Raw genomic sequence first — 23,989 nt, 5'->3', positions numbered from 1 at the left:
GGGTCTTGGGAGTGAAGCTGCCCCGGAACTGCCCGTAGACCAGGGCCAGCGCGAGCGCGGCGACGACGAGCAGGGCCACGCCGGCCAGCTTGTACGGCGGGGTCCGCGGGGCGTTGGTCTGAATCGGTCGGGACATGGCCGGCTACACCGTGAGCGCGAAGTTGGGGTTGACGCCATAGAGCGCCAACGCGGCGGCCAATACGACAACCTGTACCGATACCAGTGAGAAGCGCATCGACCGGCCGACGGCCTCACCCACGCCGACCGGGCCGCCACCGGCCTCATACCCGTAGAAGCAGTGCGTGATCATCACGACCGCGGTGATGAGGATGGCCTCGAGGAACGACCAGAACACGTCCTCGGGCCGCAGGAACGTCCGGAAATAGTGCTCGTAGGTGCCGTTCGACTGCCCGTAGATCACCGTCGTGGTGATCTGCGGGGACAGGAAAGTCATGATGATGGCCATGGAGTAGATCGGGATGATCACGACCAGCCCGGCCATGATGCGGGTGGAGGCCAGGAACGAGATCGATTTGATGCCCATCACTTCCAGGGCGTCGACCTCCTCGCTGATGCGCATGGCGCCCAGCTCCGCCGTGGCGCCGGCGCCGACCGTGGCGGCCATGGCGATGCCGGTGACGACGGGCGCAGCGATGCGCACGTTGATCAGTGCGGCGAAGAACCCGGTGAACGCCTCGACGCCGATGTTGCCCAGCGAGGCGAAGCCCTGGATGGCGACGAGCGAGCTACCGGACAACGTCACGAAGCCGACGATCGCGACGGTGCCGCCGATGACCGCCATGGCGCCGGTGCCCATCCCGATCTGGGCGATCAGGCGCAGGGTCTCCTTGCGGTAGTTGCGCAGCGCGTGCGGGATGTGCCCCACGGCGATGGTGCCGAACCACGCCATCTGACCGATGTCGTCGAGACCCCGGGCCGCGGCGAGGCCGTAGCGGTTGAGGTTTTCAGCCGCCCGGGGGAACCGGGCGCGAAAGACGGCGGAGGTCGACATGTCAGTGCCCCGTCCCGAACCGCACGCCGATGGTGGTCAGCACCACGTTGACGGCGTAGAGCGCGACGACGCAAAGCACGACGGTCTCGTTGACGGCGGTGCCCAGACCCTTGGAGCCGCCGCGCACGGTCAGGCCGCGGTAGCACCCAACCAGGCCGGCGATGAGCCCGAAGACGGCCGCCTTGACCGTCGCGATGACGACCTCGGGCAAGCCGGTGATGGTGGTCAGGGTCGCCAGGTAGGCGCCACCCGACACGTTTTGCAAGTAGACGCCGAACAGGTAGCCGCCGACCAGACCGACGGTGATCACCAGGCCATTGAGCAGGGTGGCGACCAGGGTCGCGGCGACGACCCGGGGGACCACCAGCCGGTGGATCGGGTCGATGCCGAGCACCTCCATCGCGTCGATCTCTTCGCGGATGGTGCGGGCCCCCAGGTCCGCGCAGATGGCGGTCGAGCCGGCGCCGGCGACCACCAGCACCGTGGTCAGCGGGCCGAGCTGGGTGACCGCGCCGATCGCCGCGCCGGCCCCGGACAGGTCAGCGGCCCCGAACTGGGCCAGCAGGACGTTGAGGGTGAAGATCAGCAGCACGGTCAGCGGGATCGACACCATGATGGTCGGCAGGAACGCCACCCGCATGATGAACCAGCATTGCTGGATGAACTCGCGGTACTGGAACGGCCAGCGGAACAGCGCCCTCCCGGTGAGCACGCACATCCGGAAGAATCCCCCGACGAGCGTCAGCGGCGGCTGCAGTTGGTCGCGCACGTAGCCAACCAGGTAGGGACCCCGCCGACTCGTCGACGTTGACGTCACCGTTGCCCCCTCGCGCCGTCACCGCGCGCCTTCCGGCGTCGCGGCGGATCGTTAAGCACGCCTTTCCCCCTCGCCGCGAGGCGGCTGGGGATGCCCCCGCCTCGCCCCGACTCAACGTGTGTGACCATCGGCTCCCTACTGGCAAGTAGTAACGGAGACCACAGGAATGTACCCGATGGCCAACCACGTGTGAACTGCATCCGCACAATTAACCCTTCGCCAACAGCTGGCAAACGTTACAGCCCGCGTCAACTTTCCTCTCTGCTCCTAAAACCGCTTGGCCTAGAATGGATTTAGTCGATTTATCCGCCTCCGTAGCGAACTCGCAGTTCAGTCTTGAGCACCTTGCCCGCGGGGTTGCGCGGCAACGCGTCGACGATCTCGAGAGCCTTGGGGTGCTTGTATCGCGCCAGCCGCTCGGTCAGGAACTCGTCCAGCTCTTCGAGCGCTAAATTGTCGCCCGCGACAGCGGCGACCGCGATCGGTACCTCCCCCCACTTCTCGTGTGCCCGGCCGATCACGGCGACCTCGACGATGCTGGGGTGGCTGGCGAGGACGTTTTCCACCTCGGCGCAGTAGATGTTTTCCCCGCCGGAGATGATCATGTCCTTCTTGCGGTCGACCACCCACACGTAGCCGTCGGCGTCCATGCGGACGAGGTCGCCGCTGTGGAACCAGCCGCCGGCGAACGCTTCCGCCGTGGCCTCGGGATTGTTCCAGTAGCCGCCCATCAAAGTCGGTGCGCGGTAGACGATTTCGCCGACCTCACCGATCGGCACGTCGTTCATGTTCTCGTCGACGACGCGGGCGGCCACGGTGGGGATCACCTTGCCGACCGAGCCACGCTTTTGGATGGCGTCCTCGCCAAGCAGCATGCACGTCACCGGCGACATCTCCGTCTGGCCGAACGCGGCCAGTATCTGGGCGCCGGGGAACCGCTCCGACATCTCCCGCAGCAGCGCGTCGGGAGCCGGCGCGGCGCCCCATGAGATCACCCGCAGTTTCAGCTCACGCGGGCGCGCGTGCTGTTCGGCGCAGACCGCCTGCCACTGGGCGGGAACCAAGAAGATCCCGGTGACCTTCTCCGCGGCGAGCGCGTCGAGCAGTTGCCCGGGCTCGAACGCGCCCAGCGGATAGATCACCGTCGGGATGCCCAGCAGCACCCCGGTCAGCAGGTTGCCGATGCCCGCGATATGAAAGAACGGCACCCCGATGAACCCGACGTCGTTGTTGATGTCGGCGCCATTGGTGTACAGCCCGGTCATGGTCTGGCCGGTCAGGTTCGTGTGGGTCAGCACGGCGCCCTTCGGCCGGCCGGTGGTGCCCGAGGTGTACATGATCAACGCCGGCGAGTCGTTCGGGATGTCGACGGGTTGGTGCTCCTGGCCGGGCTCGTCGATCAGGTCTTCGTAGCCGAGCACGCTGTCGTCGGTCGCGCCGCCGGCCACCACGACGGTGCCCAGCCGCGACTCGATGTCTCGGACGCCGGTGGCCACCGGGGCCAGCACCGGCTCGGTGATGACCACGCGCGCTTCGCAATCCTGGACCAGGAACGCGATTTCGGGCGGGGTGAGCCGGAAGTTCAGCGGGACCGCGATGGCGCCGAGCATGTTGACGGCCAGCACCGATTCGACGAACTCGGTGCGGTTGAGCATCAGGATCATCACCCGGTCACCGAAGCCGACACCCCGGCGGCTCAGCGCATCGGCCAGCGCCGCCACCCGGCGGCGCAGGTCACCCCACGTCAGGCTGTTGCCCAGGAACCGCAGCGCGGTCGCGTCCGGCTGCATCAGCGCGTGCCGCTCGAGTTGGTTCACCCAGTTCTGCCGCCGGGCCAGGTACGGCTGCTCGTTCGCCTGTGTCGGATGGCTCGCCAATTGCGCGGTCAAACTCAACACTTCCCTTCACTCGCGCACCGCTTGCGCCAGGTTGATATTTGATAAAACTTAGTGTTGTGTGGGTCACACTATGGCGTTGGCCGTCCACTGACAAGTCCCGGTTAACGCCCTTCAAAACGTAAACTCCGTCCCGCCAAGCCCACGAAAGCCCTGGCAGCTCCCCGTGAACGCACCGATGTCAATGCATCCGAGAAGTCGGCGGCCGGTGCGGAGGGCGCAGTTGTCCGACGAGGTGGCGGGTCGTCTGCGGGCGGCGATCATGTCCGGCTCGCTCCGCCCGGGCACGTTCATCCGGTTGGACGAGACCGCGGCCGAACTCGGGGTCAGCGTCACCCCGGTGCGTGAAGCCCTGCTCAAGCTGCGCGGTGAGGGCATGGTGCAGCTCGAACCGCACCGCGGCCACGTCGTGCTGCCCCTGACGCGGCAGGACATCGAGGATATCTTCTGGCTGCAGGCGTCGATCGCCCGCGAACTGGCGGCGGCGGCCACCGACCACATCACCGACGCCCAGATCGACGAGCTGGACCGGATCAACGACTCGCTGGCCGCGGCCGTCGGGTCCGCCGACGCCGAAACCATCGCCGGTATCGAGTTCGCTTTTCACCGCGTCTTCAACCAGGCAAGCGGCCGGATCAAGCTGGCCTGGTTCCTGCTCAACGCCGCGCGCTACATGCCGGTGCTGGTCTATGCGGCCGATCCGCAGTGGGGTGAGGCCGCCGTGCACAACCATCGCCAGGTGATCGCCGCGCTGCGCCGCCGCGACACCGCCGCGGTGATCGAGCACACCGTGTGGCAGTTCACCGATGCGGCGGCCCGCCTGACCGAGATGCGCGACCGCACCGGAATCATCTGAGCCGTCAGCCGGGCGAAGCGGGTCGCCGCCGTCAAGCTAGCTCGCGGCCAGCTGCTCGGCGCGCTGCTTGAGGCTTTCGGCCAGGTGGTCCAACACGTTGTTGAGGAGTTGCTTCACCATGGGCGCCGGGACCGGCATCGACGTTTCCACGTCCAGATCGACGGTCAGCAGGCTCGACGCCCCCATCGGCACGACCGAGAACAACTGTTCCTGCTTGGTGAACAGGTCGCCCTGCTGCAGGACGGTCTGGATCTGGTTCTCGCCGGGGTAGTACACGGCCTGGATGAACATGCTCTGCATGCCTTGGTAATCGGTGTCGAGCCGCAGCTGGCTGGGGCGCCCGTCGTCGTAGCGGGCCAGCACCCACAGGCCCTTGATCTCCTCGTTCCACTGCGGGTAGGCGGCGAAGTCGCCGACGATCTTCATGATCAATGCGGCGTCGGCGTCCACCTCGACGGTCTTGCTCATCACTGGCATGCGCGAAGCATATCCGGGGCAAATCGGGCCCTTATTGGTCTACGGCGGCCGTCGCCAGCAGCGCGCGGACGGCGTCGGGAATCGGGACGGACTTGCGAGATTCCCGGTCGACGTAGACGTGCACCCAGTGCCCCAGCGCGGTGATCGGCCGCGCCCGGGTGTCCGCTGGCTCGGCCCGGAACACGCCCAGCCGGTAGGTGACGCTGCTGCGGCCCAGCCGGGTGACGGCCACACCCACCTCCAGGCGCTGCGGGAATTGCAGTTCGGAGAAGTAGCGGCAGCCCGATTCGGCGACGATGCCCAGCGCGGGCGTGGTGATCGGGTCCAACCCGGTGTTCGTGTTGATCCAGGCGTTAATCGCGGTGTCGAACAGTTGGTAGTACACGGCGTTGTTGAGGTGGCCGAACATGTCGTTGTCGGCCCACCGGGTCCCCACCGGCCACAGCACCGGAAAGTCGTTGCTGGTCAGCCCGTCCGGTGCGGGCGGAACTACGGAAGCCGACGCCATGGTTGTATTCCAACATGTCTGGAATTCGGGGCGCGGTCCTGGAGCACATCGGGTCGCCCCGGCCCTATGCACAGTCGCGGCCCATCGCCGTCACCGACCTCGACCTCGCACCACCGGGCCGCGACGAAGTGCTGGTCCGCGTCGAGGCGGCCGGCATCTGCCACTCGGACCTGTCGGTGGTCGACGGCAACCGGGTGCGGCCGGTACCGATGCTGCTCGGCCACGAGGCCGCCGGGATCGTCGAGCGAGTCGGCGAGGGGGTCGCCGACCTGGCCGTGGGTCAGCGGGTGGTGCTGGTCTTCCTGCCGCGGTGCGGTCATTGCGCGGCGTGCGCGACCCAGGGCCTGACGCCGTGTGAACCGGGCAGCGCGGCCAACGGCGCCGGCACCTTGCTCGGCGGCGACATTCGGCTCAGCCGCGCCGGGCATCCGGTGTATCACCACCTCGGGGTGTCGGGCTTCGCGACACACGCGGTCGTCAATCGGGCCAGCGCGGTCCCGGTGCCGTCCGACGTGCCGCCCGACGTCGCCGCGTTGTTGGGCTGCGCCGTGCTCACCGGTGGTGGCGCGGTGCTCAACGTGGGGCATCCGCGGCCGGGCGAGACGGTCGCGGTGGTCGGGCTGGGCGGTGTCGGGATGGCGGCGCTGCTCACCGCGCTGACATACGACGATGTGCGGGTGGTCGCCGTCGACCAGTTGCCGGAAAAGTTGGCCGGCGCCCGCCGCCTGGGCGCCCACGAGACCTACACACCGCAGCAGGCCGCCGACGCGGCGGTGAAGGCGGCGGTGGTCGTCGAGGCCGTCGGCCATCCCGCCGCGCTGGAGACCGCGATCGGATTGACCGCACCCGGCGGGCGCACCATCACCGTGGGGCTACCGCCGCCCACGGCACGAATCAGATTGTCCCCGTTGGGTTTTGTGGCCGAGGGCCGGTCGTTGATCGGCAGCTACCTCGGCTCCGCGGTACCCAGCCGGGATATCCCCCGGTTCGTCGAGCTGTGGCAGTCGGGCCGGCTGCCGGTGGAATCGCTGGTGTCCTCGACGATTGCGTTGGAGGACATCAACGCGGCGATGGACAATCTGGCCGACGGCACCGCAGTGCGGCAGCTGATCAGATTCGACGGTTAGTCGCCGTGCAACGCGCTGGACAGGGCGTCGCCTTGCAGCGCGAACAGTCGTTGCGAGCCCGGCCACTCGGGCAGCAGCGAATCGAATCCGTGGCAGGTGCGGGCGAAGACGTGCAGTTCGGCCGAGACTCCGGCGCGCAGTAACAGCAGCGCGTAGTCGATTGCCTCGTCGCGGAACGGGTCGATTTCGGCGCAGGTGATCAACGCCGGTGGCAGTCCGGCGAATTCGTCGCGGCGTGCGGGCACCGCGGCTGCCGATGGGGCCGCCGGTCCCAGGTAGTAGCGCCACATCAGCTCGGCGGCCTCGCCGTCGAACGCCGGGCTGGTGCGGAATTCCGCCTTCGAGCCGCTGGCCCGATCGTCGAGCACGGGTTGGTGCAGCAACTGGAATGCCACCGGCGGCAGTGACCCGTCGGCGGCGTGCTGCGCCAGGCACGCGGCCAGGGTGGCGCCGGCGCTGCTACCGGCGACGGCCAGGCGGGTTGGATCGACGCCGAGGTTCCCCGCGTTCGCGGTCACCCACCGCACGACGGCGCCGGCGTCGTCGAGCGCGGCCGGGTAGGGATGTTCGGGCGCCAGCCGGTAGTCCACCGAGACCACCGTGCAGCGGCCGCGGCGCGAAAGCTCCACGCACTGGCGGTGATCGGTGTCGAGGTTGCCCAGCGCGAAACCGCCGGCGTGGCAGTACACCACCGCGGGCGCCCGGTCGGCCGGGCCGCCGCGGTAGATGCGCACCCCGACGCCGCCGGATTCGGTCGGCACGCTGTCCTCGACGATCCGGACCCCGTGTGCGTCGGTCTGTTCGGCGGCCAGCCGGCGGCGTTCGTTGAACGGTGCGCGGGTGAGTTCGATTGCGGCCAGCGAGAAGTCGGTTCGCGTCGTGGCGACGTCCCGCAGTGCGGGATCGAGGCGTTCGGCGCCGTCCAGCTGCGTCACCGGGCGCCCCGCTCGGGCACGGTGAACACCTCGGGTTCCGCGGGGGCGGGCGCGGTGAAGCGGAAGTCGGCCGGCCGGAAGCGGCGCGTCATGCCCCAGAAGGCCCGTGCGCTGCGCGGCCACTGCGTGACCACTCGCCCGTTGGGTGCGCGGAAGTAGTTGCTGCACTGGGTGGTCCAGACGGTGCCCACCATCCACCGATCGATTTTGGCGACGAAGTCGGCCAGTGCGGCCGGACGCACCGCGACGTAGCGCTTACCCCGGCGCCGCAGGTACTTCAATGCCCGCACGATGTAGCGGGCCTGCGCCTCGAGGATGAAGATGACGCTGTTGGAGCCGACGTTGGTGTTGGGTCCGTACAGCATGAAGAAGTTGGGGAATCCCGGCACGGCCATGCCGAGGTAGGCGTGCGCCCCGTCGCGCCACACCTCGCGCAGGGTGAGCTCGTGTTCGCCGGACACCTCCAGCTCGGCGAGGTAGTCGGCCGCGGCGTACCCGGTCGCACAGACCACCACGTCGACCTCGCGCTCGGTGCCGTCCTCGGTGACCAGGGAGCGCCTGCGCAGGTAGCGCGCGGGGCTGGTCACCACCTCGACGTTGGGCCGAGTCAGCGCGGCCAGGTAGTCCGAGGAGAAGACCAGCCGCTTGCAGCCCATCGGGTGATCGGGCGTGAGCTTGCGCCGCAGGTCCTCGTCGTCGACGGTCTTTTCCAGCAGCCCCAGCGCGACGGCCTTGAATTGTTCGGTCTTGTCGCTGCCGTGCTCGATCACGGCGATGTTGGATTCGCTGCGCAGCCACAGCCGGGTGCGGTACAGCCGTTTGGCGAGCGGCAGGTGCGCGAACGCCCAGCGCTCCCGTGGCGTGTAGTGCCGGTCGGGCTTCGGCAGGATCCAGGTCGGCGACCGCTGCACGGAGTACACCGTGTCGGCCACCTTGGCCAGCTCCGGGATCAGCTGGGAGGCCGTCGATCCGGTGCCCAGCACGGCGATCCTCTTGCCCGCCAACGGTATCGAATGATCCCAGCGCGCCGAGTGCATCAGTGTTCCGGTGAACGGCTCTTCTTCGACGAGCTCGGGCAGCAGCGGCCGGGTGAACAGGCCGACGGCCGACACGACCACGTTGAAGTGGTGCTGGTCGCCACACGCGGTGGTCAGACACCACAGTTGGGTGTCGGCATCCCAGTGCGCTGCTTTGATTTCGGTGCGCAACCGCAGGTGCGGCCGCAATCCGTACTTGTCGGCGCAGCGCTGGAAGTAGTCCAGGATTTCGGGTTGCCCCGACCACAGCCTCGACCAATCGGCATTCAGGTCGAACGAGTAGGAGTAGAGGTGTGATTTGACGTCGCAAGCCAGCCCCGGATAGGTGTTGATCCGCCAGGTGCCGCCGACCCCGTCCTCGCGGTCGAAGATGGTGAAATCGTGGAACCCGGCCCGCGACAGCATGATTCCCAGCGCCAGGCCGCCGGGCCCGGCGCCGATGACGCCGATGGAGAACTCGCTCATCGGATCTGCAGGCATTGGCCACCGTCGATGACGAGTTCGGCGCCGGTGATGAACGACGCCTCGTCGGACACCAGGAAGGCCACGGCGTCGGCCACCTCGCCGGCCTCGCCGATCCGCCCGAACATCGATGCCGCGGCCAGTCGCGTCTGGGTGGCGTCGTCGAGCATCGAGGTGGCGATCGGTCCCGGAAAGACGGCGTTGACCCGGATGCCGGCGGGCGCGAGTTCGGCCGCGACGGTCTGGGTCAGCCCGCGCAGGGCCCACTTCGACGACCCGTACGCGGCGTGCTGCGGGAAGGGCCGGATGGCGCCGGTGCTGCAGACGTTGACGATGGACGCGTTCGGGGCCGCGCGGAGGTGCTGCAGCGCTGCGCGAATTCCGAGAAATGGGCCCAAACAGTTGACGCGCCAGGAGTTTTCGAAGCCTTCGGCCGTCTCCTCGGCCAACGGCGCCCGGTGCAGCACCCCGGCGCAATTGACCAGCGTGCTCAACGATCCGAACCGGCCGACGACCTCGGCCACCGTGGAGTCCCACTGCGCGGGTGAGGTCACGTCCAGCTCGACGGCCATCAGGCCGTCGTCGCCCGCCTCGGCCGCCCCGGCGTGCAGTTCCTCGGCCCGCCGGTCGCAGGCCGCGACCGAAAACCCTTTTCCGCGAAGGCGTTTGGCGATGGCCCAGCCCTGTCCGCCGGCGGCGCCGGTCACCAGTGCGACGCGTTGACTCATGCTGAACTCACCTCGGGGCTGTCGGCCAATCCGGTGCTGGTGATGAAGCGGCAGCGGCGCCGCGCGAACCGCCACTGCCCGCCGGTGCGGGTCAGCTCGTCGTCGTAGAGGGCGGGCCGCAGCTGCAGGTCGCCGGCGCGGACGAACAGCACCTGTGAGCGTGCGGTGGCGCGTTCCCCCTCGACCTCGATCCGCGCGCTTCCGGTCAGGTGCAGGCCGCGGGCCGCGTCGCGGAACATGCCCGCGATCGCGACGCGACCCGCAAAGGTCGTGCCGTACACCAGGAATTCGCCGTCGGGTGCGAACAGCGCGACGCACTGGTCGAAGTCACCGGCGTCCAGTGCCAGGGCGTAGCCGGTGAGCAGCTCGCGGATTTCGGCGTGGTCGTCGTGCGTCATTGCGTCGCCTCGCGCAGGTGTTCGGCGGCGCCCCGCCGCAACGCTTGTGACTCGGCGGCCAGGGTGATCATCGCGAACCCCAACTGCGCCATGGCGTGGCCCGTCTTGCCGTCCCCGGCGTGAATGCCGGTGACCAGACCCGCGTCGACCGCCGCCCGGTGGACGCGCACGATCGCGTCCAACACGTCCGGATGGCGGGTAGCGCCGACGACGCCGGCCCCCAGCGAGATGGCCAGATCGGCCGGGCCGACGTAGATTCCGGCGAGGCCGTCGACGGCGCAGATCTCGTGGATGCCGGCCAGCGCCGCCGCGGTCTCGATCATCGCGAACACGCTGACGCGCGACTCGTGTGCGGCGGGGTCGTGCCCCAGGCTGGCGCGTAGCGGGCCGAAGCTGCGCACGCCCCTCGGCGGATAGCGGGTGGCGGACACCGCCGCGGCGGCCTGATCCGCCGACTCGATCATCGCGATGACAACGGCGTCCGCGCCGGCGTCGAGAACCCGCCCGATCGGTGCGGCGTCGGCGTTGGGCAGGCGCACGACCGTCCCCACCGGCAGGTGCTCGATCCGACGCAGGATTTCGGCGACGCCGGCGTCGTCGAGATACCCGTGTTGGGCATCGAAGCCGACGTAATCATAACCGGCGCGGGCGAATTCCTCAGGGCCCAGCGCAGTCGGGCCGGTGACCCAGCCGCCGAAGATCGGGGTCTTGCGGCTCAGCGCCTGCTGCAGATTGCTCGGCGAAGCGTCCGTCATCGGCTCATCCGGCGATCGCGATCTTGATGCGTCCGGGGTCCGGCCGGCAGGCCAGGTCGAAGGCGTCCTGCACACCGTCGATTCCGAACGTGTGGGTCAGGTAGGCGCCCAGCAGCCACGGGTGCTCGGCGGCGAACTTGCCCGCAAGCTCCAACATTCGCCGGCGATCCAGCGTCACACCGGATTTCAGGGTCAGATTGTTGCGCAGCATCGCCCGCATGCTGATCGGATACATCTCGTCGTCGGCGACGCCGAAATAGAACACGGTGCCGCCGGGGGCCGCCGCGTCGATCGCATGGGTCAGGGTGGCGACCTGGTGGCCGACGGCCTCGATGACGACGTCGGCGCGGTCGGCGGGATCGAGCTGACTCACCCAGCGGTCACTGGTGGCGCGCACCGGGTCGTCGACGCCGAAAGCCGTTGCCAGATCGCGGCGGTCGATCGGATCGACCCCGGTGACACGCCGCGCACCCGCCGCCTTGGCGACGTAGGAGAACAGCAGGCCGATCGATCCCTGGCCGATGATCGCGACGTGCCGGCCGGCCAGGTCGCCGAGCTGCTCGCACGCGTAGAGGACGCAGGCCAGGGGCTGCAGCCCCACCGCCTGCGCGGGGGTCAGGGCCGGATCGTAGGGAGCCAGCCCGTCGCCGTTGCTCACGACGCGTTCCATCATGCCGTCGAACCCGGACGCCCAGCCGACCACGTGATCCCCGGGACGGTGCGCGGGATGCCGGCTGGCGATCACCTCGCCGGCGACCTCGTGGATGGGAAAGCCGTCTTTCTCGGCACCGCTTCGGCCGTCGTCGCCGGGGATCCGGCCCTTGGCTCCGCGGAAGGCCGGCAGGTCGCTGCCGCAGACGCCCGCGGCCGAAAACCGCAGCAACACCTGTCCGTCGGCCAGGCAGTCGGCCGTCTTGTCGTCAATCGTGGTGCGCTCGAACAGATAGGGGGCGATGATCCGGTAGGACCACACGTCACACCTCCACCGGGATGTTGTTCCAGCCCCATTGGAAGCTGGACGGCAGCCGGGTGGCGGCGTCACCGTTGATCGCGTAGTCGGGGACCCGGCGGAGCCATTCGGCCAGCAGCACAGCCACTTCCAGCCGCGCCAGGTGATATCCGATGCAGAAGTGCTGGCCACGGCCGAACGCCAGCGAGCGGCGGATGGGCCGATCCCAGATGAACTCGTCGGGCTCGGGGTATTCCCGCTCGTCGCGGTTGGCCGAGGCGAGCAGGGTGATGACGCGTTGGCCCGGGTTGAGGGTTTCGCCGTGAATCTCGTAGGGCTTGCGCACGGTTCGCGCGAACCATTGGGCCGGCGCGCAGAATCGGATCATCTCGTCGCGGGCGATGCGCACGTTGTTCTCCAGGTCGGCGCGCACGGCGGCCAGCTGGTCGGGCCGGCGGCTGAGCTCCCAGAGGCCGTGGGCGACGATCTTGGGCACGGTCTCGGTTCCCCCGATGAAGATGCACAGCATCTGGGTCGCGACTTCCATGTCGTCGAGCGCGCTGCCGTCGGGCAGGTGATAGCCCAGCAGGCCATCGACCACGTCGAGGGGTCCCCCGGACGGATCGGCGCGGCGGCGCGCGACCGCGGGCAGCAGGTATTCGAAGTAGTTGGGCCGCGCCTGCCCGGTGTCCACGCCTTCGCCGGGCTGGGCAAGGCTGCCGGCGTTGACCGTGGCGAGGACCTGTGGCGCGAGATCGGTGGGGATACCGCACAGTTCGCAGACGATGGCGGCCACCACGATGCCGCCGTAGTCCTGGGTCAGGTCGAACGAACCGCCCGGCAGCAGCGCGTCGAGGCGCTCGTTGGCCAGCGCGCGGATGCGGCCCTCGAGGTCCGTGACCGACCGTGGCCGAAACGGCCGGGAGTGGGTGCGCCGGATCTCGCCGTACAGGTCGGCGTCGAACATGGCATGAAACGGCAGCGGGTGCAGCGGCGGGTCGTCGACCGGGCCGCTGTTGTGTTGCGCCAGAACCGATGCCGGCGGCAGTGTCCCTTCCGAGGCGACGAAGGTGCCGTTGTTGACTTCCAGCACCGTCCAGATGTCCTCGAACCGCGACAGCGCGAAGGTGTCCCACTGCGGCATGTAGTACACCGGGTGGTGGTCGCGCAGGATCCGGTAGTACGGCAACGGGTTCGCCATCACCGCAGCATCGAACGGATCGTAGCTGAAGTCGGTGGCATTCACCGTGTTTCGTTGTTCCGTCACTGCAGCGGCGAGGGCGGTAGGGCCTGCAGAATGGAGTCCTCCCAGCCGTCGCGCAAGGCGGGGGCCACGCTCATCCAGGTGACGATTTCCGCCGGCGGGCTCTCTTTCCACGAGGGATAGTGCTCGGCGAAGCAGTCCCAGCCGCCGTCGAGCGCCCAGTAGTGGATGACTTCGTTGTAGCGGAAGGTCGTGGTGAACGAACCGAGCCAGCGCTTACCGGTACGTTCCGACCACGGAACGTAGAGCCGCTCCAGTTCGCGGATGTAGTCGTCCTGGCGGCCCGGCTTGGTCTGCATGATCTCTTGAATCACCAGTGGCGCAGTGAAATTGGCCTCACGCAGCTGGGCGAGCGTCTTGTTGCTGGGCCCGGGGTACATGATGCGGCCCTCACCCGAGGCACCGATGTCGGCGAGGAACGCCGCCCACTTCCCGGCTGCCGCCTCGTGGCTGCCGCCGCGCGCCTGCGCGGCGCCGATCCTGGCGTAATCGGCGAACCCGTCGATCTCCCAGATGACCGTCGCCTGCGGCCAGTGACCGTTGTAGGGCGTGGATTCCCAGATCGCGAACAGCCGGGCGCCGAGTTGTTCCATCATCGGCTGATAGGTGTCGGCGAAGATCCCGGCGAACTCCGCGCTGCGCCCGGATCCCAGTGAGATCGTCTCGTGCAGGTAGAGCAGCGTGTGTCGGAAGTACTTCTTCATGGCCTAGTCGAGCCGGATCAGCTCTGAGTCGGACCCCGAACCCACGTCGCACAGCAGCGCCTCGGTGGCGCCGACCGTCGTGGCCGGAATGCCCTCCGCGGCAAGCGCATAGCCCTTGAACATGCGCGCCGCACCGCTGAGCAGGTGCTGCGCCCGCGTGGTCGCGCGGTCCACGCCCAGGGGCCAGCCGTCACCCCACAGCGCGACCTCGGTGAGCCGGCTGTCCAGCGACTCGAGGACGACGGCACGCACCCGCGCATCCGCGGTGAAGGCCTCGGCGCTGACGGCCAGGCTCGTGGAGCCCTCCCCCAGCCCGGCGAGTTCCGGCTCGAGGTCTGCTGCCCGCACCCCCAGGATGCGCAGCGAGCGGGTGTCGCAGCCCCGCGGGAGCAGCACGGTCACTTCCCAACCGGCCATGGCCCGGTCGTAGAGCCAACCGCCCGCCGATTGCACGACATCGACGGCGCTGGCCGCCACCACGTCGAGTCGATAACGCAGGCCCTCGCCGTTGGCGCGGGTTGCTTCCGCAGCGCTGCTCTTGCTGATGTCAAACGTCGGAGCGACCATCGATCCATTCCTCACCACCACCCGCCGCGGTCCGCTGGCGGGTCTCACGCGCTTGTCATGGGCTTTTCCAAGGGGCTGGAGCCGCATCACGCACCGGGCGACGCGGCTCACCGCACAGCGTGACACTTCCGGCGAAATTTGTAAAGCTTCGGGCAGCCCGTCAAGAACCGCGGCGCGCCTCGAGGTCGGCCAGGACTTCCTCGGTGTGCTGCCCGAGTTCCGGTGCCGCAGAACGCGGTGCCCAGGGCGTGCCGTGGAAGTCCGCCGGTGTCGCGACCATCGGCACGGCGGCTTGTTCATCAGCGCCATCGGGCACATAAACAATTCCGCCCGAGGCGTGGAACTGCTCGTCGGCGACGACGTCCTCCAGGGTGTTGATCGGCGACCAGAAGAAATCCGGTTCGCCGGCGAAGACCCGCGCCCATTCGTCGAGGGGCCGCGTCGCGAAGATGTCGTCGAGCGCGGCGATCAGCGCGGCCGAGTTCGCCGCGCGGGCCCGGGCATCGGCGAAGCGGGGGTCGTCGCGCCACTCGGGCCGGCCCACCGCGCGACACAGCGCCGGCCAGTGCCGCTCGGGCTCGAGGCCGACGATCCAGAACCGCCGCCCGTCGGCGGCGGCGTAGTTGTTCATGCACGGGTTGCCCATCGATTCGCGCTGGCCGATCGCGATCGGTTGCCCGCTCATCAGGTAGGTGTTGAGGTCGAAGCTCACGGTGTAGGCGCCCTGCCGGTACAGCGAGGTCGTCACCAGTTGACCCGTCCCGGTGCGCTCCCGCGCGAGCAGTGCCGCGCACACCGCCGCCGCCATCGTCATCCCGGCGGAGTGGTCGCCCATGCCGCCGCGCTGAAACGGCGGCGTGTCGCCGGGCCGGGTGAGCAGGTGGGCCACCCCGGCCCGGGACCAGAACGCGGCCACGTCGAAGGCGGCGCGGTCGGCGTCGGGGCCGCTTTCGCCGTATCCGGTGATGAGCCCGTAGACCAGGCGGGGGTTGGCCGCCGACACCGACGCGAAGTCCAGGCCGAGCCGCTGCAGCGCGCCGGGCCGCACGTTGGTGAGGAAAACGTCTGCGTCGGAAAGCAATTCGAAGGCGGTGCCGCGGCCCTCGTCGGTGCCCAGGTCCAGTACGACGCTGCGCTTGGACCGGTTGTCCATCTCGAACGGCGGGTTCAGGCCCAGGTCGCAGCCCAGCATCCGGCCGAACATGCGCGCCGGGTCGCCCGTCGGCGGCTCGATCTTGATCACGTCGGCGCCCCAGTCGGCCAGGATGCCGCCGGCCGCCGGTCCGGCCACCCAGACCCCGAGTTCGACGACTTTGACGCCTGCTACCGGTCCCGCCATGGGTAAGTTCCCGCTCTCTGCCGTTCGAGCGTCACGCCAGCGTGACGCCGGATGCCGAGTGCCACGCTAGCGCGACGGTCGGTGGCCTTAGGCTTGCACGCATGAGTCTGGTGGCCGGTCGGGGTCCGCTCAGCGGGGATCCCGCGGGCCGCTTCGCGCCCGCCATCCCAGACGACGTCGTCTACGTGGAACCGCATCCCCGGCGAGTGCAGGCCGTCAAGGACGGGCGCGTGGTGATCGACACCGAGCGGGCGCTGATGGTGCACCGCCGGGGCAGGCCGCTGAGCTACGCCTTCGCCGCCGACGAGGTCGGCGACCTCCCGAGCGAGCCCGAACCCGAGGCGCCGGGTTTCGTCCAGGTGCCCTGGGATGCGGTCGACACCTGGCTGGAAGAGGGGCGCCGGCTCGTGCACTACCCGCCCAATCCCTATCACCGGGTGGATTGCCGCCCGACCCAGCGCCGCCTGCGTGTGCGCGTCGAGGGCACCACGCTGGTGGACACCGACGACACGGTGATCGTCTTCGAAACCGCCCTCGCCCCGCGGCTCTACGTCGATCCGGCCCACGTGCGCACCGACATGCTGCGGCCCTCGCAGACGGAGAGTTACTGCAACTACAAGGGCTTCGCGACGTATTGGTCGTTCGCCTCGGGCGACCACGTCGTGCCGGACGTCGCCTGGAGCTATCCCGGCCCGCCGCCGGAAAGCCTGCCCATCAAGGGGTTTCTGAGTTTCGACGAGACCCGCGCCGAGGTGACGGCCGAGCTGCCGGTCAGCGCCCGTAGCTAGGACGCCCGAGCCCCAGCTCGTGCTGGGCGATCATGTTGCGGAACACCTCCATGGTGCCGCCGTAGATGCCGGCGGGCACGGCGTGCCGGAAGATGAATTCGATGGCTCCGTCGTCGGGCGAACCCGGTGTGTCGGTGGGCAATGCCGATGCCGTCCCCAGCAGGTCCATCAACTCCTGGGATACCTCCCGCATGGTTTGAATGAGCGCCACACGCCCATACATTCCGGGAGTCGACATGGCCGCCTCGATGCGGGCCATGCTGCGCCCGAGCCGGTATCTGATCGCCTCGTCGTCGATCGGTCGCCGGCCGGCCGCATCGGGTGTCGACAGGATCGCCGCGACGCCGTCGGCCGCCTCGGCCATCAGGTGACCGTGCTCCGATAGCATCGAAATGTTCTGCAGGCCATGGTCTTGCGGGTCGGTAACGCCATGCTCGGCGTCGAGGGCGGACCGCATCACCGTCCAGCCGCCGTTGACCTCACCGATCCGGTAGAGGTCGTCGACCCGCACGTCGCTGTAATACACGATGTTGGTGCGGTCACCGTCCAGCGTGCGGATGCCCTGGATCTCGATGCCGTCGGAGTCCAGCGGCACCAGGAACATGGTGAGGTTCTTGTGTTTACGTCCCTGCGGATCGGTGTTGGTGAGCAGGAAGACGTACTCGGCGTTCTGCGCGTTCGAGGTGAACATCTTGGAGCCGTTGATGATCCAGCTCGATCCGTCCGCCTCGCGCACGGCCCGGGTCTTGCAGGTGGCGACGTCGGAGCCGCCCTCGGGCTCGGTGTAACCCAGGCAGAGCCGGATCTCCCCGGACAGCACGCCCGGCAGGATCGCGTCGGCGAGTTCGGGCGCCCCGAATTGCTGGACCAACCGCGCGACGACCGCCGTGGTGCCCCAGTGGAACCACGGCGTGTGAGCACGGCCGATCTCGAGGTGAAAGATTCGCCGGCGCACCGGGTCGAATCCCCCTTCGGACTCCAGCTTCCAGTCCGACGTCAGATACCCCGCCTCGCCCAGCGCCAAATGCACCGGCTCACTGAAGTTCTCGCCGGTTTCCCGATCGCGCCGCCGCACTTCCTCGGTGACGTGTTCGGCCATGAACGCCCGGGTCTCGTCGAGGAATTTCTGATCCTCGGGCGAAAGGTCGACGCGGGAGAAGTCCATCAGGCCGCGTCGATAACCAGGGTGCGGAACCGGTCGAGGGTTTCGAGCGCGTGCGTCAGGCTGTCACCGGGTAGGTGGATGCTGACCCACGTCACGCCCAGCTTCTCCAGCTTCTCCAGGCCGTGCAGGTAGGCGTCGGCGTTGAAGTCATCGTCGGTGATGCTGCCGCCGTCGAAGTTGGTGAACGAAATGTCGATCGACGACCAATCACGCTGCGCCGCATCGCATCTGCACTTCAGGTCGTCGATGCCGTCGGCGAGCTTCGCCACGGAGTCGATGGCCGCGGTGCCGGCCGTCTGGGCCAGCTGCGGGGGTGCGGGAAACGGGCACCAGCCGTCGCCGTATTGGGCGACCCGCTGCCGCGACGACGACGTGTTGCCGCCGATCCAGATCGGCGGGTGCGGATCGCTGACTGGGCGCGGGTGCGCGGTGATGCCACGCGCGCTGAAATGCTTGCCCTCGAAGGAGATATCGTCGCCGGTCCAGATGGCCCGGATCACCTGCAGCGATTCCTCGAACAACTCGGCTCGCTCGTCGTAGCTCACCCCCAGGGCCGCGAACTCGCGCTTGAGATAACCCACTCCCACCGCGAGCGTGAACCGTCCACCCGAGAGCAGGTCCAGGGTGGCGCCGGACTTGGCCACCACGAACGGGTTTCGGTACGGCAGCACCACGATGTTGGGGATCAGCCGCAGCGTCGACGTCGTCGCCGCCGCGAAACCCAAAGCGACAAAGGGATCCAACGCGTCGTGTCCGCCGGCCTCGAGCCAGCGCTGCGAGGGCGCCGGATGGTCGGTGAAGCCGAAGCCGTGAATTCCGGCCGCCTCGGTCGCGGCGGCCACCTTGCCGATCCCGTCCCCGCTCACCAGCTCCGGGTTGTACGGATGGCTGTGCATCGGGTGGGTGATGGTGAACCGCATGGCCTTAGAACCGCGCGCGAGAGTCGATCGCCGTGTCGCTGGTGCGCAGCGGACGGATCAGCGCCTCCTGGGCGAAAGAGGCCAGCAGCTCGCCCTCTTCCGAGTGCACGGTCCCGCGCACATACGACATGCCCGCGCCGACCTGGGTGCTCTCGTGGGTGTAGAGCAGCCACCCGGTCCAGTCCACCGGTTCGTGGAAGGCGACCGAGATGCTCATCGGCGCGGTCGACACGGTCAGGTGCGCCTGGGCGGTGCCGATGCCCTCGTGCGCCCGCATGGTCGTGGAGATCCCGAGATGGCCGGTGAAGTACGCGAGCAGCGCCTTGGCTAGTTCGTCGCGGGTCGGGATCGGGTCGTAGTGCAGCCACGCGTAGAGCTCCGGCGGGCCGACCTCGTCGGGGCTGTTGACGTCGACGACGTCGACGAGGCGCAGCTCCCGGCCGACCATCGGCATCGGCGAGGGGTTCGCGTCCGCCGGCGCGGCGACGTCGGGGCGCGGCAGGTGGTGACGGATGACGTCGTCGGTGGGGACGTCGGCCAGCACCGTGATGCTCAGGCAGCGCCGGCCGTTCTGATGCACGGCGACCACCGCGGTGGCCGTCGACCGGCCTTCGGCCACGACGTCGAGGACGAGTTCTATCGGCGGGCCGACCACCACGGCCCGGGAGAACACCGCGTGCGCCGAGCGCACCGACTTGTCGGGGAATCGCTTCGCCACCGCGACGATCGCCTGCGCGAGCACCTGGGTGCCCTCCACCACCTGGCGTTCGTCACCCGCCGCGATGCCGGTCTCACCGGTGAACGTGTCGTCCCCGTCGGCCTGCACGTCAAACAGATCCAGCAGGCCCTGCACGGTCCATTCGGTCTGCGCGGATTCCTCAGACGCCTTCGTCAATCCCGTCACCTCTCGCGCTCGCAGCTCAGCGCTCAGCGTGACACTTTGAGTAGGATTTGTAAAGCTTGGCTAACAAGACGGCGGACCCGCCGAGCGGCGGGGCGACCGAAAGCACAGGGAGGCAACGCAATTGGGCATCGTGACGACCACTTCGGAGACCGCGTTCACCCAGTCCGCCGAAACGGTGTACGACTTCGTCACCAACCCGCAGAACTGGACCAAGACCTACCCCGGCAGCGCCCACATCGCCAACCTGCCGCGGCTCCCGCTCAAGGTCGGTGATACCTGGGAGGAAGCCGGCCCCGACGGCGACCGCGTTTTCACGTGGCAGCTGGCCGCCGCGGTGCGCCCGACGCGGTTCGTGTTCACCTCGGTCGGCCGGCTGGGCCATGACCGCGACGGTAACGGCGGCATGGAGGGGCGCATCACGGTCTCCTACCACTTCACCAGGCCGGGGCAGGACGTCACGCTGTTCTCCCGGACCATGACGATCGAGGCGTACAAGCACGCCCCGCTGCCCGATCAGCTCTTCATGCAGGCCAATCCGGCCAAGATCGACGCATACCACGAGGCCGTGGCCCGCGAGCTCGCCCGGCAGGCAGATTGACACCGGTACCCGCGGTGCATGACACTTTTTCGGTGTTTTGTAAAGCAGAGCTTGTTGCGCCAGGCGGGGACCGATGATCCCCGAGCCGCTGGCCAACGGATTCTGCTTCGGCGAGGGCCCGCGCTGGTTCGAGGGCCTGCTCTGGTTCTCCGACATGCTGGGCGAAGCCGTGCACACCGCGACCATGGGCGGATCGCTGACCACGCTGCCGCTGCCCGGGCATTCGCCGTCGGGCCTGGGGTTTCGGCCCGACGGGTCGCTGCTGATCGCGTCGACCGAGGACCGGCAGGTGCTGCGCTATGACGGCGAAACCGTCGTCACCATCGCCGATCTCGCCGACCTCGCGCCCGCCAACCTCGGCGACATGGTCATCGACGACGCGGGCCGCGCCTACATCGGCTGCCAAGCGTTGCGCGGCGGCGTCATCCTCCGGCTGGATCCCGACGACGGCGCCAGCGTGGTGGCCGACGACCTCGACTTCCCCAACGGCATGGCGATCACCCCGGATCGCACGACGCTGATCGTCGCCGAGTCGACGGGCCGGCGGTTGACGGCCTTTTCGATCGCCGCCGACGGCGGACTGTCCGACCGCCGGGTTTTCGCCGACGGGCTGGACGGGCCGCCCGACGGCATCGCACTGGACGCCGACGGTGGGGTGTGGGCGTCGATGACGCTGGCCCATCAGTTCGAGCGGATCACCGCCGGCGGCGACGTGACCGACCGTATCGACATGGGCGAGCGGGTCGCCATCGCCTGCGCGCTGGGCGGTCCGCAGCGCCGCACCCTGTTTTTGTTGTCGAGCACGGAGGCCTATCCTCAGCGCCTGGCCGGCACCCGGCTTTCCCGGCTGGATGCGGTCACGGTGACCACCCCCGGCGCCGGCCTGCCCTGACCCGAGAGGTTGACGATGACCGACGCCTATTACGAGCTGATCGACCCGGCCGGCGATGACGCCGGGTTGGGCGAGAGGTTCCGGGCGACCGATCTGGCGCGCGGCACCTGGTCGGCGGCCATCCAGCACGGCGGTCCGGTGTCCGCGCTGCTGGTCCGGGCGCTGGAGCGGTGTGAACAGCGCGACGACACCCGGTTGTCCCGCGTGGTCATCGACCTGTTGGGCGGCGTCCCGGCCGAGGGCGACCTGTGGGTGCGCGCGCAGGTGCAACGCCCCGGCAAGCAGATCGAGTTGCTCGGCGCCGAAATGCTGGCCCCGGGCCCCGACGGGACCCCGCGCTCGGTGGCGCGCGCCACCGGATGGCGGTTGCAGCACCAGGACACGCAGTCCCTGGCGCACGCGGCCGCCGCGCCGCCGCGGCCGCGGGCCGAGGCCTTCGACCGCAACCTCAAGGCGCGCGACTGGGACCGCAACTACGTGCACAGCCTGCAGTGGCTGTGGCTGACCGAGCCGCTGAGCGAAGGGCCCGGCGAATCGTGGATCAACCCGACGGTCGATTTGGTCAACGGCGAGTCCATGACGCAGCTGGAGCGGCTGTTCGCGGTGGCCGACTGCGCCAACGGCATCGGCAGCAAGCTCGACATCACGAAATGGACGTTCCTCAACACCGATCTCGCGGTGCATGTGTTTCGTGTTCCTGATGGCGACTGGATCGGCATTCGGGCGGAGACCAGCTACGGGCCGGACGGGATCGGGACGACCATCGGCACGTTGTTCGACGAGCAGGGCGCGGTCGGCGCCATCCAGCAGTCGGTGTTGGTGCGCCGGCGCCCGCCTCGGGCCTAACGTGGGAGCGAATGATCATGACACCTCGGCGACACCGCGAAGAGTTTGAATCATGAGCCAGCCGGCCCGGGCGACGACGATCGCCGACAACGACACCTCGACCCGTCAGCGGATTCTGGCGGCCACCGCCGAGGTGCTCGGCCGTAACGGCAAGACCAAGCTGAGTCTGTCCGACGTCGCCACCCAGGCCGGGGTCTCCCGCCCGACGCTGTACCGCTGGTTCGCCTCGAAAGAGGAGTTGCTGTCGGCGTTTTCGGCCTACGAGCGCCAGATCTTCGAGAGCGGATTGGTGAAGGCCACCGCGGGCCTGAAGGGCGTGGACAAGCTGGACGCGGTGCTGCGGTTCATCGTTGAGTACCAGCATTCGTACTCCGGTGTGCGCATGGTCGACGTCGAGCCCGAGCACACCATCGCCCAGTTCTCCTGGGTCATCCCGCAGATGCGTGAGGGACTGCAGCGCCACCTGCCCGGGCCCAACGCGGCGGTGAAGGCGGCCACCGTGATCCGGATCGCGATCTCGCACTACATCGTGCGCAGCGATGATGCCGATCAGTTTTTGGCGCAGCTGCGGCACGCGGTGGGGATCAAGGGGAGTTAATCGAAAAGCACCGCGGCATTAAGGAATCCCGTCGGGTCCAGGGCCGCTTTGACCGTGCGCATCGCGGCGATATCGGCGGCCTCGCGGGACATCCCCAGATACGGCCGTTTGCGGCTGCCGACGCCGTGTTCGGAGCTGACGTTGCCGCCGGACCGCGCGATGAGCTCCATCATCGGCTCATACAGCGCCCGCTCGCGGTCGGCAGGGCAGCGCAACACGTTCAGGTGCAGGTTGCCCTCGCCGACGTGGCCGAACAACACCGGCAGCGCGTCGGGGGCATGGGTGTGCACCAATTCGATTGCGTGGCTCTCGAATTCGCTGATCGCCGATAGCGGCAGCGACACATCGAATTTCAGCGGTGGTCCGTACACGCCGAGCACCTCGGCCAGCGATTCGCGCACCTGCCACAACCGTTGCTGCGCAACGAGATCCACCCCGACCGCGGGCTCGCCACACATCGGGACGTCATCGAGCAGCTCGGCGAGCCGCTCGGTCTGGTCGTGGTCGGCGGCCAATTCCACCAGCAGCAGCCAGTCGCCGGAGACCGGCGAACCGACGCCGCGATGCTCCCCGGTCAGCGCGGCGGCCCGGCCGTCGATCAATTCCAGGGCGGCGATGCCGTCCACGTCGCGGAACACCCGCCCGGCCGTCACCAGCGCGTCGAGGTCGGCAAGCCCGCAGATCGCGGTCACCCGGTGTGACGGGGCGGCGTGCAGCCGCAGGTCCAGCTCGGTGATGACGCCCAGCGTGCCCTCGGCGCCCACGAACAGCGCCGGCAGGTCGTAGCCGGTGTTGTCCCGGCGCACCCGGCTGTGCCGGCGCAGCAGTGTGCCGTCGGGCAGCGCCACCTGCACGCCGACGACCTGCTCGCCCATGTTGCCGTAGCGGACCGTGCGCAGGCCGCCGGCGTTCGTCGACGCCATGCCGCCCACGGTCGCGGTGTCACGGGCGGCCAGGTCCACGCCGAACACCAAACCGGCTGCGGCGGCGGCCCGTTGCACCGCGGCCAGGGTGGCTCCGGCGCCCACCTCGATGCGGCGTTCGATGGTGTCGACATCGGCCACGGCGTGCAGCCGCTCGGTGGACAACAACACGTCGTCGTGCTCGGGAACGGTGCCGGCCACCAGCGAGGTCCGCCCGCCCTGCACCGTCACGTGCGCGCCGGCGTCGCGGCACACCCGCAGCACCTCGGCGACCTGCTCGGCCGTGCCCGGCCGCACCAGGGCGCTCGCCTTGCCGCGGTAGCGGCCGGTGTGGTCGACGCTGCGCGCCGCCAGCACGTCGGGATCGGTGACGACGTGGTTCGATCCGACCAGGCCCGCCAGGCTGCGCAGCATGCTCGCGGTTATAGCACCGCCGGCAAGCGGTGATCACACCGGCCGCGTGTTGTCCGGATTCGGCCCGGCGGCGGCGGGACCGCGCGGAAACACTCTTCGAAATGGCTGTTC

At 68.8% G+C, this 23,989-nt stretch carries 26 protein-coding genes and 1 pseudogene; 7 read left to right on the top strand and 20 right to left on the bottom strand.

What is annotated here, in order from left to right:
• From AC5Y5B_RS16530 to fadD5, 4 genes and pseudogenes are all read right to left on the bottom strand, one after another.
• Nucleotides 1–136 (bottom strand): annotated as a pseudogene (locus tag AC5Y5B_RS16530) (MCE-family protein MCE1A); the annotation flags it as partial.
• Nucleotides 137–142: 6 nt separating this feature from the next.
• Nucleotides 143–1,012, bottom strand: coding sequence for an ABC transporter permease (locus AC5Y5B_RS16525; protein WP_112632114.1), 870 nt, complete (start codon nt 1,010–1,012; stop codon nt 143–145).
• Between the two features lies 1 nt (nt 1,013).
• On the bottom strand, nt 1,014–1,829 hold the full coding sequence (locus AC5Y5B_RS16520) for an MlaE family ABC transporter permease (protein WP_112632113.1): 816 nt from the start codon (nt 1,827–1,829) through the stop codon (nt 1,014–1,016).
• 302 nt (nt 1,830–2,131) lie between these two features.
• On the bottom strand, nt 2,132–3,718 hold the full coding sequence (gene fadD5 / locus AC5Y5B_RS16515; RefSeq protein WP_500005979.1) for a fatty-acid--CoA ligase FadD5: 1,587 nt from the start codon (nt 3,716–3,718) through the stop codon (nt 2,132–2,134).
• A gap of 184 nt (nt 3,719–3,902) precedes the next feature.
• Here fadD5 and AC5Y5B_RS16510 point away from each other — a divergent pair, with 184 nt between their 5' ends.
• The gene (locus AC5Y5B_RS16510; RefSeq protein WP_205869052.1) at nt 3,903–4,580 is read left to right on the top strand and encodes a GntR family transcriptional regulator; all 678 of its coding nucleotides are present in this window, start codon (nt 3,903–3,905) and stop codon (nt 4,578–4,580) included.
• 36 nt (nt 4,581–4,616) lie between these two features.
• Here the strand turns inward: AC5Y5B_RS16510 and AC5Y5B_RS16505 are convergent, their stop codons facing one another.
• Complete coding sequence (locus AC5Y5B_RS16505) at nt 4,617–5,057, bottom strand: SRPBCC family protein (protein ID WP_500005972.1); 441 nt, start codon at nt 5,055–5,057, stop codon at nt 4,617–4,619.
• 31 nt (nt 5,058–5,088) lie between these two features.
• A complete protein-coding gene (locus tag AC5Y5B_RS16500; protein ID WP_112632111.1) occupies nt 5,089–5,565 on the bottom strand; it encodes an acyl-CoA thioesterase in 477 nt (158 codons plus the stop codon).
• A gap of 14 nt (nt 5,566–5,579) precedes the next feature.
• Here AC5Y5B_RS16500 and AC5Y5B_RS16495 point away from each other — a divergent pair, with 14 nt between their 5' ends.
• Entirely contained in the window at nt 5,580–6,692 is a 1,113-nt protein-coding gene (locus AC5Y5B_RS16495) for an alcohol dehydrogenase catalytic domain-containing protein (RefSeq protein ID WP_112632127.1), read from the top strand.
• Here AC5Y5B_RS16495 and AC5Y5B_RS16490 read toward each other — a convergent pair.
• From AC5Y5B_RS16490 to AC5Y5B_RS16445, 10 genes are all read right to left on the bottom strand, one after another.
• Nucleotides 6,689–7,627: an alpha/beta hydrolase gene (locus AC5Y5B_RS16490; RefSeq protein WP_112632110.1), complete on the bottom strand. Its 939-nt coding sequence runs from the start codon at nt 7,625–7,627 to the stop codon at nt 6,689–6,691. The genes AC5Y5B_RS16495 and AC5Y5B_RS16490 overlap by 4 nt on opposite strands.
• Nucleotides 7,624–9,144, bottom strand: coding sequence for a flavin-containing monooxygenase (locus AC5Y5B_RS16485; protein WP_112632109.1), 1,521 nt, complete (start codon nt 9,142–9,144; stop codon nt 7,624–7,626). Before AC5Y5B_RS16485 ends, AC5Y5B_RS16490 begins: the two co-directional genes overlap by 4 nt.
• Nucleotides 9,126–9,854: an SDR family NAD(P)-dependent oxidoreductase gene (locus AC5Y5B_RS16480; protein ID WP_500005971.1), complete on the bottom strand. Its 729-nt coding sequence runs from the start codon at nt 9,852–9,854 to the stop codon at nt 9,126–9,128. Before AC5Y5B_RS16480 ends, AC5Y5B_RS16485 begins: the two co-directional genes overlap by 19 nt.
• Nucleotides 9,851–10,252, bottom strand: a complete 402-nt coding sequence (locus AC5Y5B_RS16475) for a nuclear transport factor 2 family protein (protein WP_112632107.1) — start codon at nt 10,250–10,252, stop codon at nt 9,851–9,853. Before AC5Y5B_RS16475 ends, AC5Y5B_RS16480 begins: the two co-directional genes overlap by 4 nt.
• Nucleotides 10,249–11,007, bottom strand: a complete 759-nt coding sequence (locus AC5Y5B_RS16470) for an HpcH/HpaI aldolase family protein (protein ID WP_500005970.1) — start codon at nt 11,005–11,007, stop codon at nt 10,249–10,251. Before AC5Y5B_RS16470 ends, AC5Y5B_RS16475 begins: the two co-directional genes overlap by 4 nt.
• 4 nt (nt 11,008–11,011) lie before the next feature.
• Nucleotides 11,012–11,980: a zinc-binding dehydrogenase gene (locus AC5Y5B_RS16465; protein WP_112632105.1), complete on the bottom strand. Its 969-nt coding sequence runs from the start codon at nt 11,978–11,980 to the stop codon at nt 11,012–11,014.
• Between the two features lies 1 nt (nt 11,981).
• A complete protein-coding gene (locus AC5Y5B_RS16460) occupies nt 11,982–13,157 on the bottom strand; it encodes a cytochrome P450 (protein WP_165821756.1) in 1,176 nt (391 codons plus the stop codon).
• Nucleotides 13,158–13,219: 62 nt separating this feature from the next.
• The gene (locus AC5Y5B_RS16455; RefSeq protein ID WP_500005969.1) at nt 13,220–13,924 is read right to left on the bottom strand and encodes an NIPSNAP family protein; all 705 of its coding nucleotides are present in this window, start codon (nt 13,922–13,924) and stop codon (nt 13,220–13,222) included.
• A 3-nt stretch (nt 13,925–13,927) separates the two neighbouring features.
• A complete protein-coding gene (locus AC5Y5B_RS16450; protein ID WP_112632103.1) occupies nt 13,928–14,491 on the bottom strand; it encodes a hypothetical protein in 564 nt (187 codons plus the stop codon).
• Between the two features lie 160 nt (nt 14,492–14,651).
• Nucleotides 14,652–15,830 (bottom strand): CoA transferase, encoded by a 1,179-nt coding sequence (locus AC5Y5B_RS16445; protein WP_112632102.1) that lies wholly within the window; start codon nt 15,828–15,830, stop codon nt 14,652–14,654.
• A gap of 101 nt (nt 15,831–15,931) precedes the next feature.
• Here AC5Y5B_RS16445 and AC5Y5B_RS16440 point away from each other — a divergent pair, with 101 nt between their 5' ends.
• Nucleotides 15,932–16,618 (top strand): DUF427 domain-containing protein, encoded by a 687-nt coding sequence (locus tag AC5Y5B_RS16440; RefSeq protein WP_112632101.1) that lies wholly within the window; start codon nt 15,932–15,934, stop codon nt 16,616–16,618.
• Here AC5Y5B_RS16440 and AC5Y5B_RS16435 read toward each other — a convergent pair.
• The 3 genes from AC5Y5B_RS16435 to AC5Y5B_RS16425 are packed head-to-tail and all read right to left on the bottom strand — an operon-like array spanning nt 16,602 to nt 19,598.
• Nucleotides 16,602–17,783 carry an acyl-CoA dehydrogenase family protein gene (locus tag AC5Y5B_RS16435; RefSeq protein WP_112632100.1) on the bottom strand — a complete coding sequence of 394 codons (1,182 nt, stop codon included), beginning with the start codon at nt 17,781–17,783 and terminating at the stop codon, nt 16,602–16,604. The two genes, AC5Y5B_RS16440 and AC5Y5B_RS16435, sit on opposite strands and share 17 nt — an antisense overlap.
• Nucleotides 17,783–18,703, bottom strand: a complete 921-nt coding sequence (locus AC5Y5B_RS16430; RefSeq protein ID WP_112632099.1) for an LLM class F420-dependent oxidoreductase — start codon at nt 18,701–18,703, stop codon at nt 17,783–17,785. Before AC5Y5B_RS16430 ends, AC5Y5B_RS16435 begins: the two co-directional genes overlap by 1 nt.
• Before the next feature lie 4 nt (nt 18,704–18,707).
• Nucleotides 18,708–19,598, bottom strand: a complete 891-nt coding sequence (locus AC5Y5B_RS16425) for an acyl-CoA thioesterase (RefSeq protein ID WP_112632125.1) — start codon at nt 19,596–19,598, stop codon at nt 18,708–18,710.
• Between the two features lie 130 nt (nt 19,599–19,728).
• On the opposite strand from AC5Y5B_RS16425, the gene AC5Y5B_RS16420 reads away from it, so the two are divergent.
• From AC5Y5B_RS16420 to AC5Y5B_RS16405, 4 genes are all read left to right on the top strand, one after another.
• On the top strand, nt 19,729–20,205 hold the full coding sequence (locus AC5Y5B_RS16420) for an SRPBCC family protein (RefSeq protein WP_500005968.1): 477 nt from the start codon (nt 19,729–19,731) through the stop codon (nt 20,203–20,205).
• A gap of 73 nt (nt 20,206–20,278) precedes the next feature.
• Nucleotides 20,279–21,097 carry an SMP-30/gluconolactonase/LRE family protein gene (locus tag AC5Y5B_RS16415; protein ID WP_500005967.1) on the top strand — a complete coding sequence of 273 codons (819 nt, stop codon included), beginning with the start codon at nt 20,279–20,281 and terminating at the stop codon, nt 21,095–21,097.
• 15 nt (nt 21,098–21,112) lie between these two features.
• Nucleotides 21,113–21,943 (top strand): thioesterase family protein, encoded by an 831-nt coding sequence (locus AC5Y5B_RS16410; RefSeq protein WP_500005966.1) that lies wholly within the window; start codon nt 21,113–21,115, stop codon nt 21,941–21,943.
• 52 nt (nt 21,944–21,995) lie between these two features.
• On the top strand, nt 21,996–22,541 hold the full coding sequence (locus tag AC5Y5B_RS16405) for a TetR/AcrR family transcriptional regulator (protein ID WP_112632095.1): 546 nt from the start codon (nt 21,996–21,998) through the stop codon (nt 22,539–22,541).
• On the opposite strand, the gene AC5Y5B_RS16400 is transcribed toward AC5Y5B_RS16405, so the two are convergent.
• On the bottom strand, nt 22,538–23,878 hold the full coding sequence (locus AC5Y5B_RS16400; RefSeq protein ID WP_112632094.1) for an FAD-binding oxidoreductase: 1,341 nt from the start codon (nt 23,876–23,878) through the stop codon (nt 22,538–22,540). The two genes, AC5Y5B_RS16405 and AC5Y5B_RS16400, sit on opposite strands and share 4 nt — an antisense overlap.
• Nucleotides 23,879–23,989: the final 111 nt, after the last annotated feature.

The organism is Mycobacterium sp. NGS33, from assembly GCF_059812885.1.
This window is presented reverse-complemented; position numbering and strand designations above follow the sequence as displayed.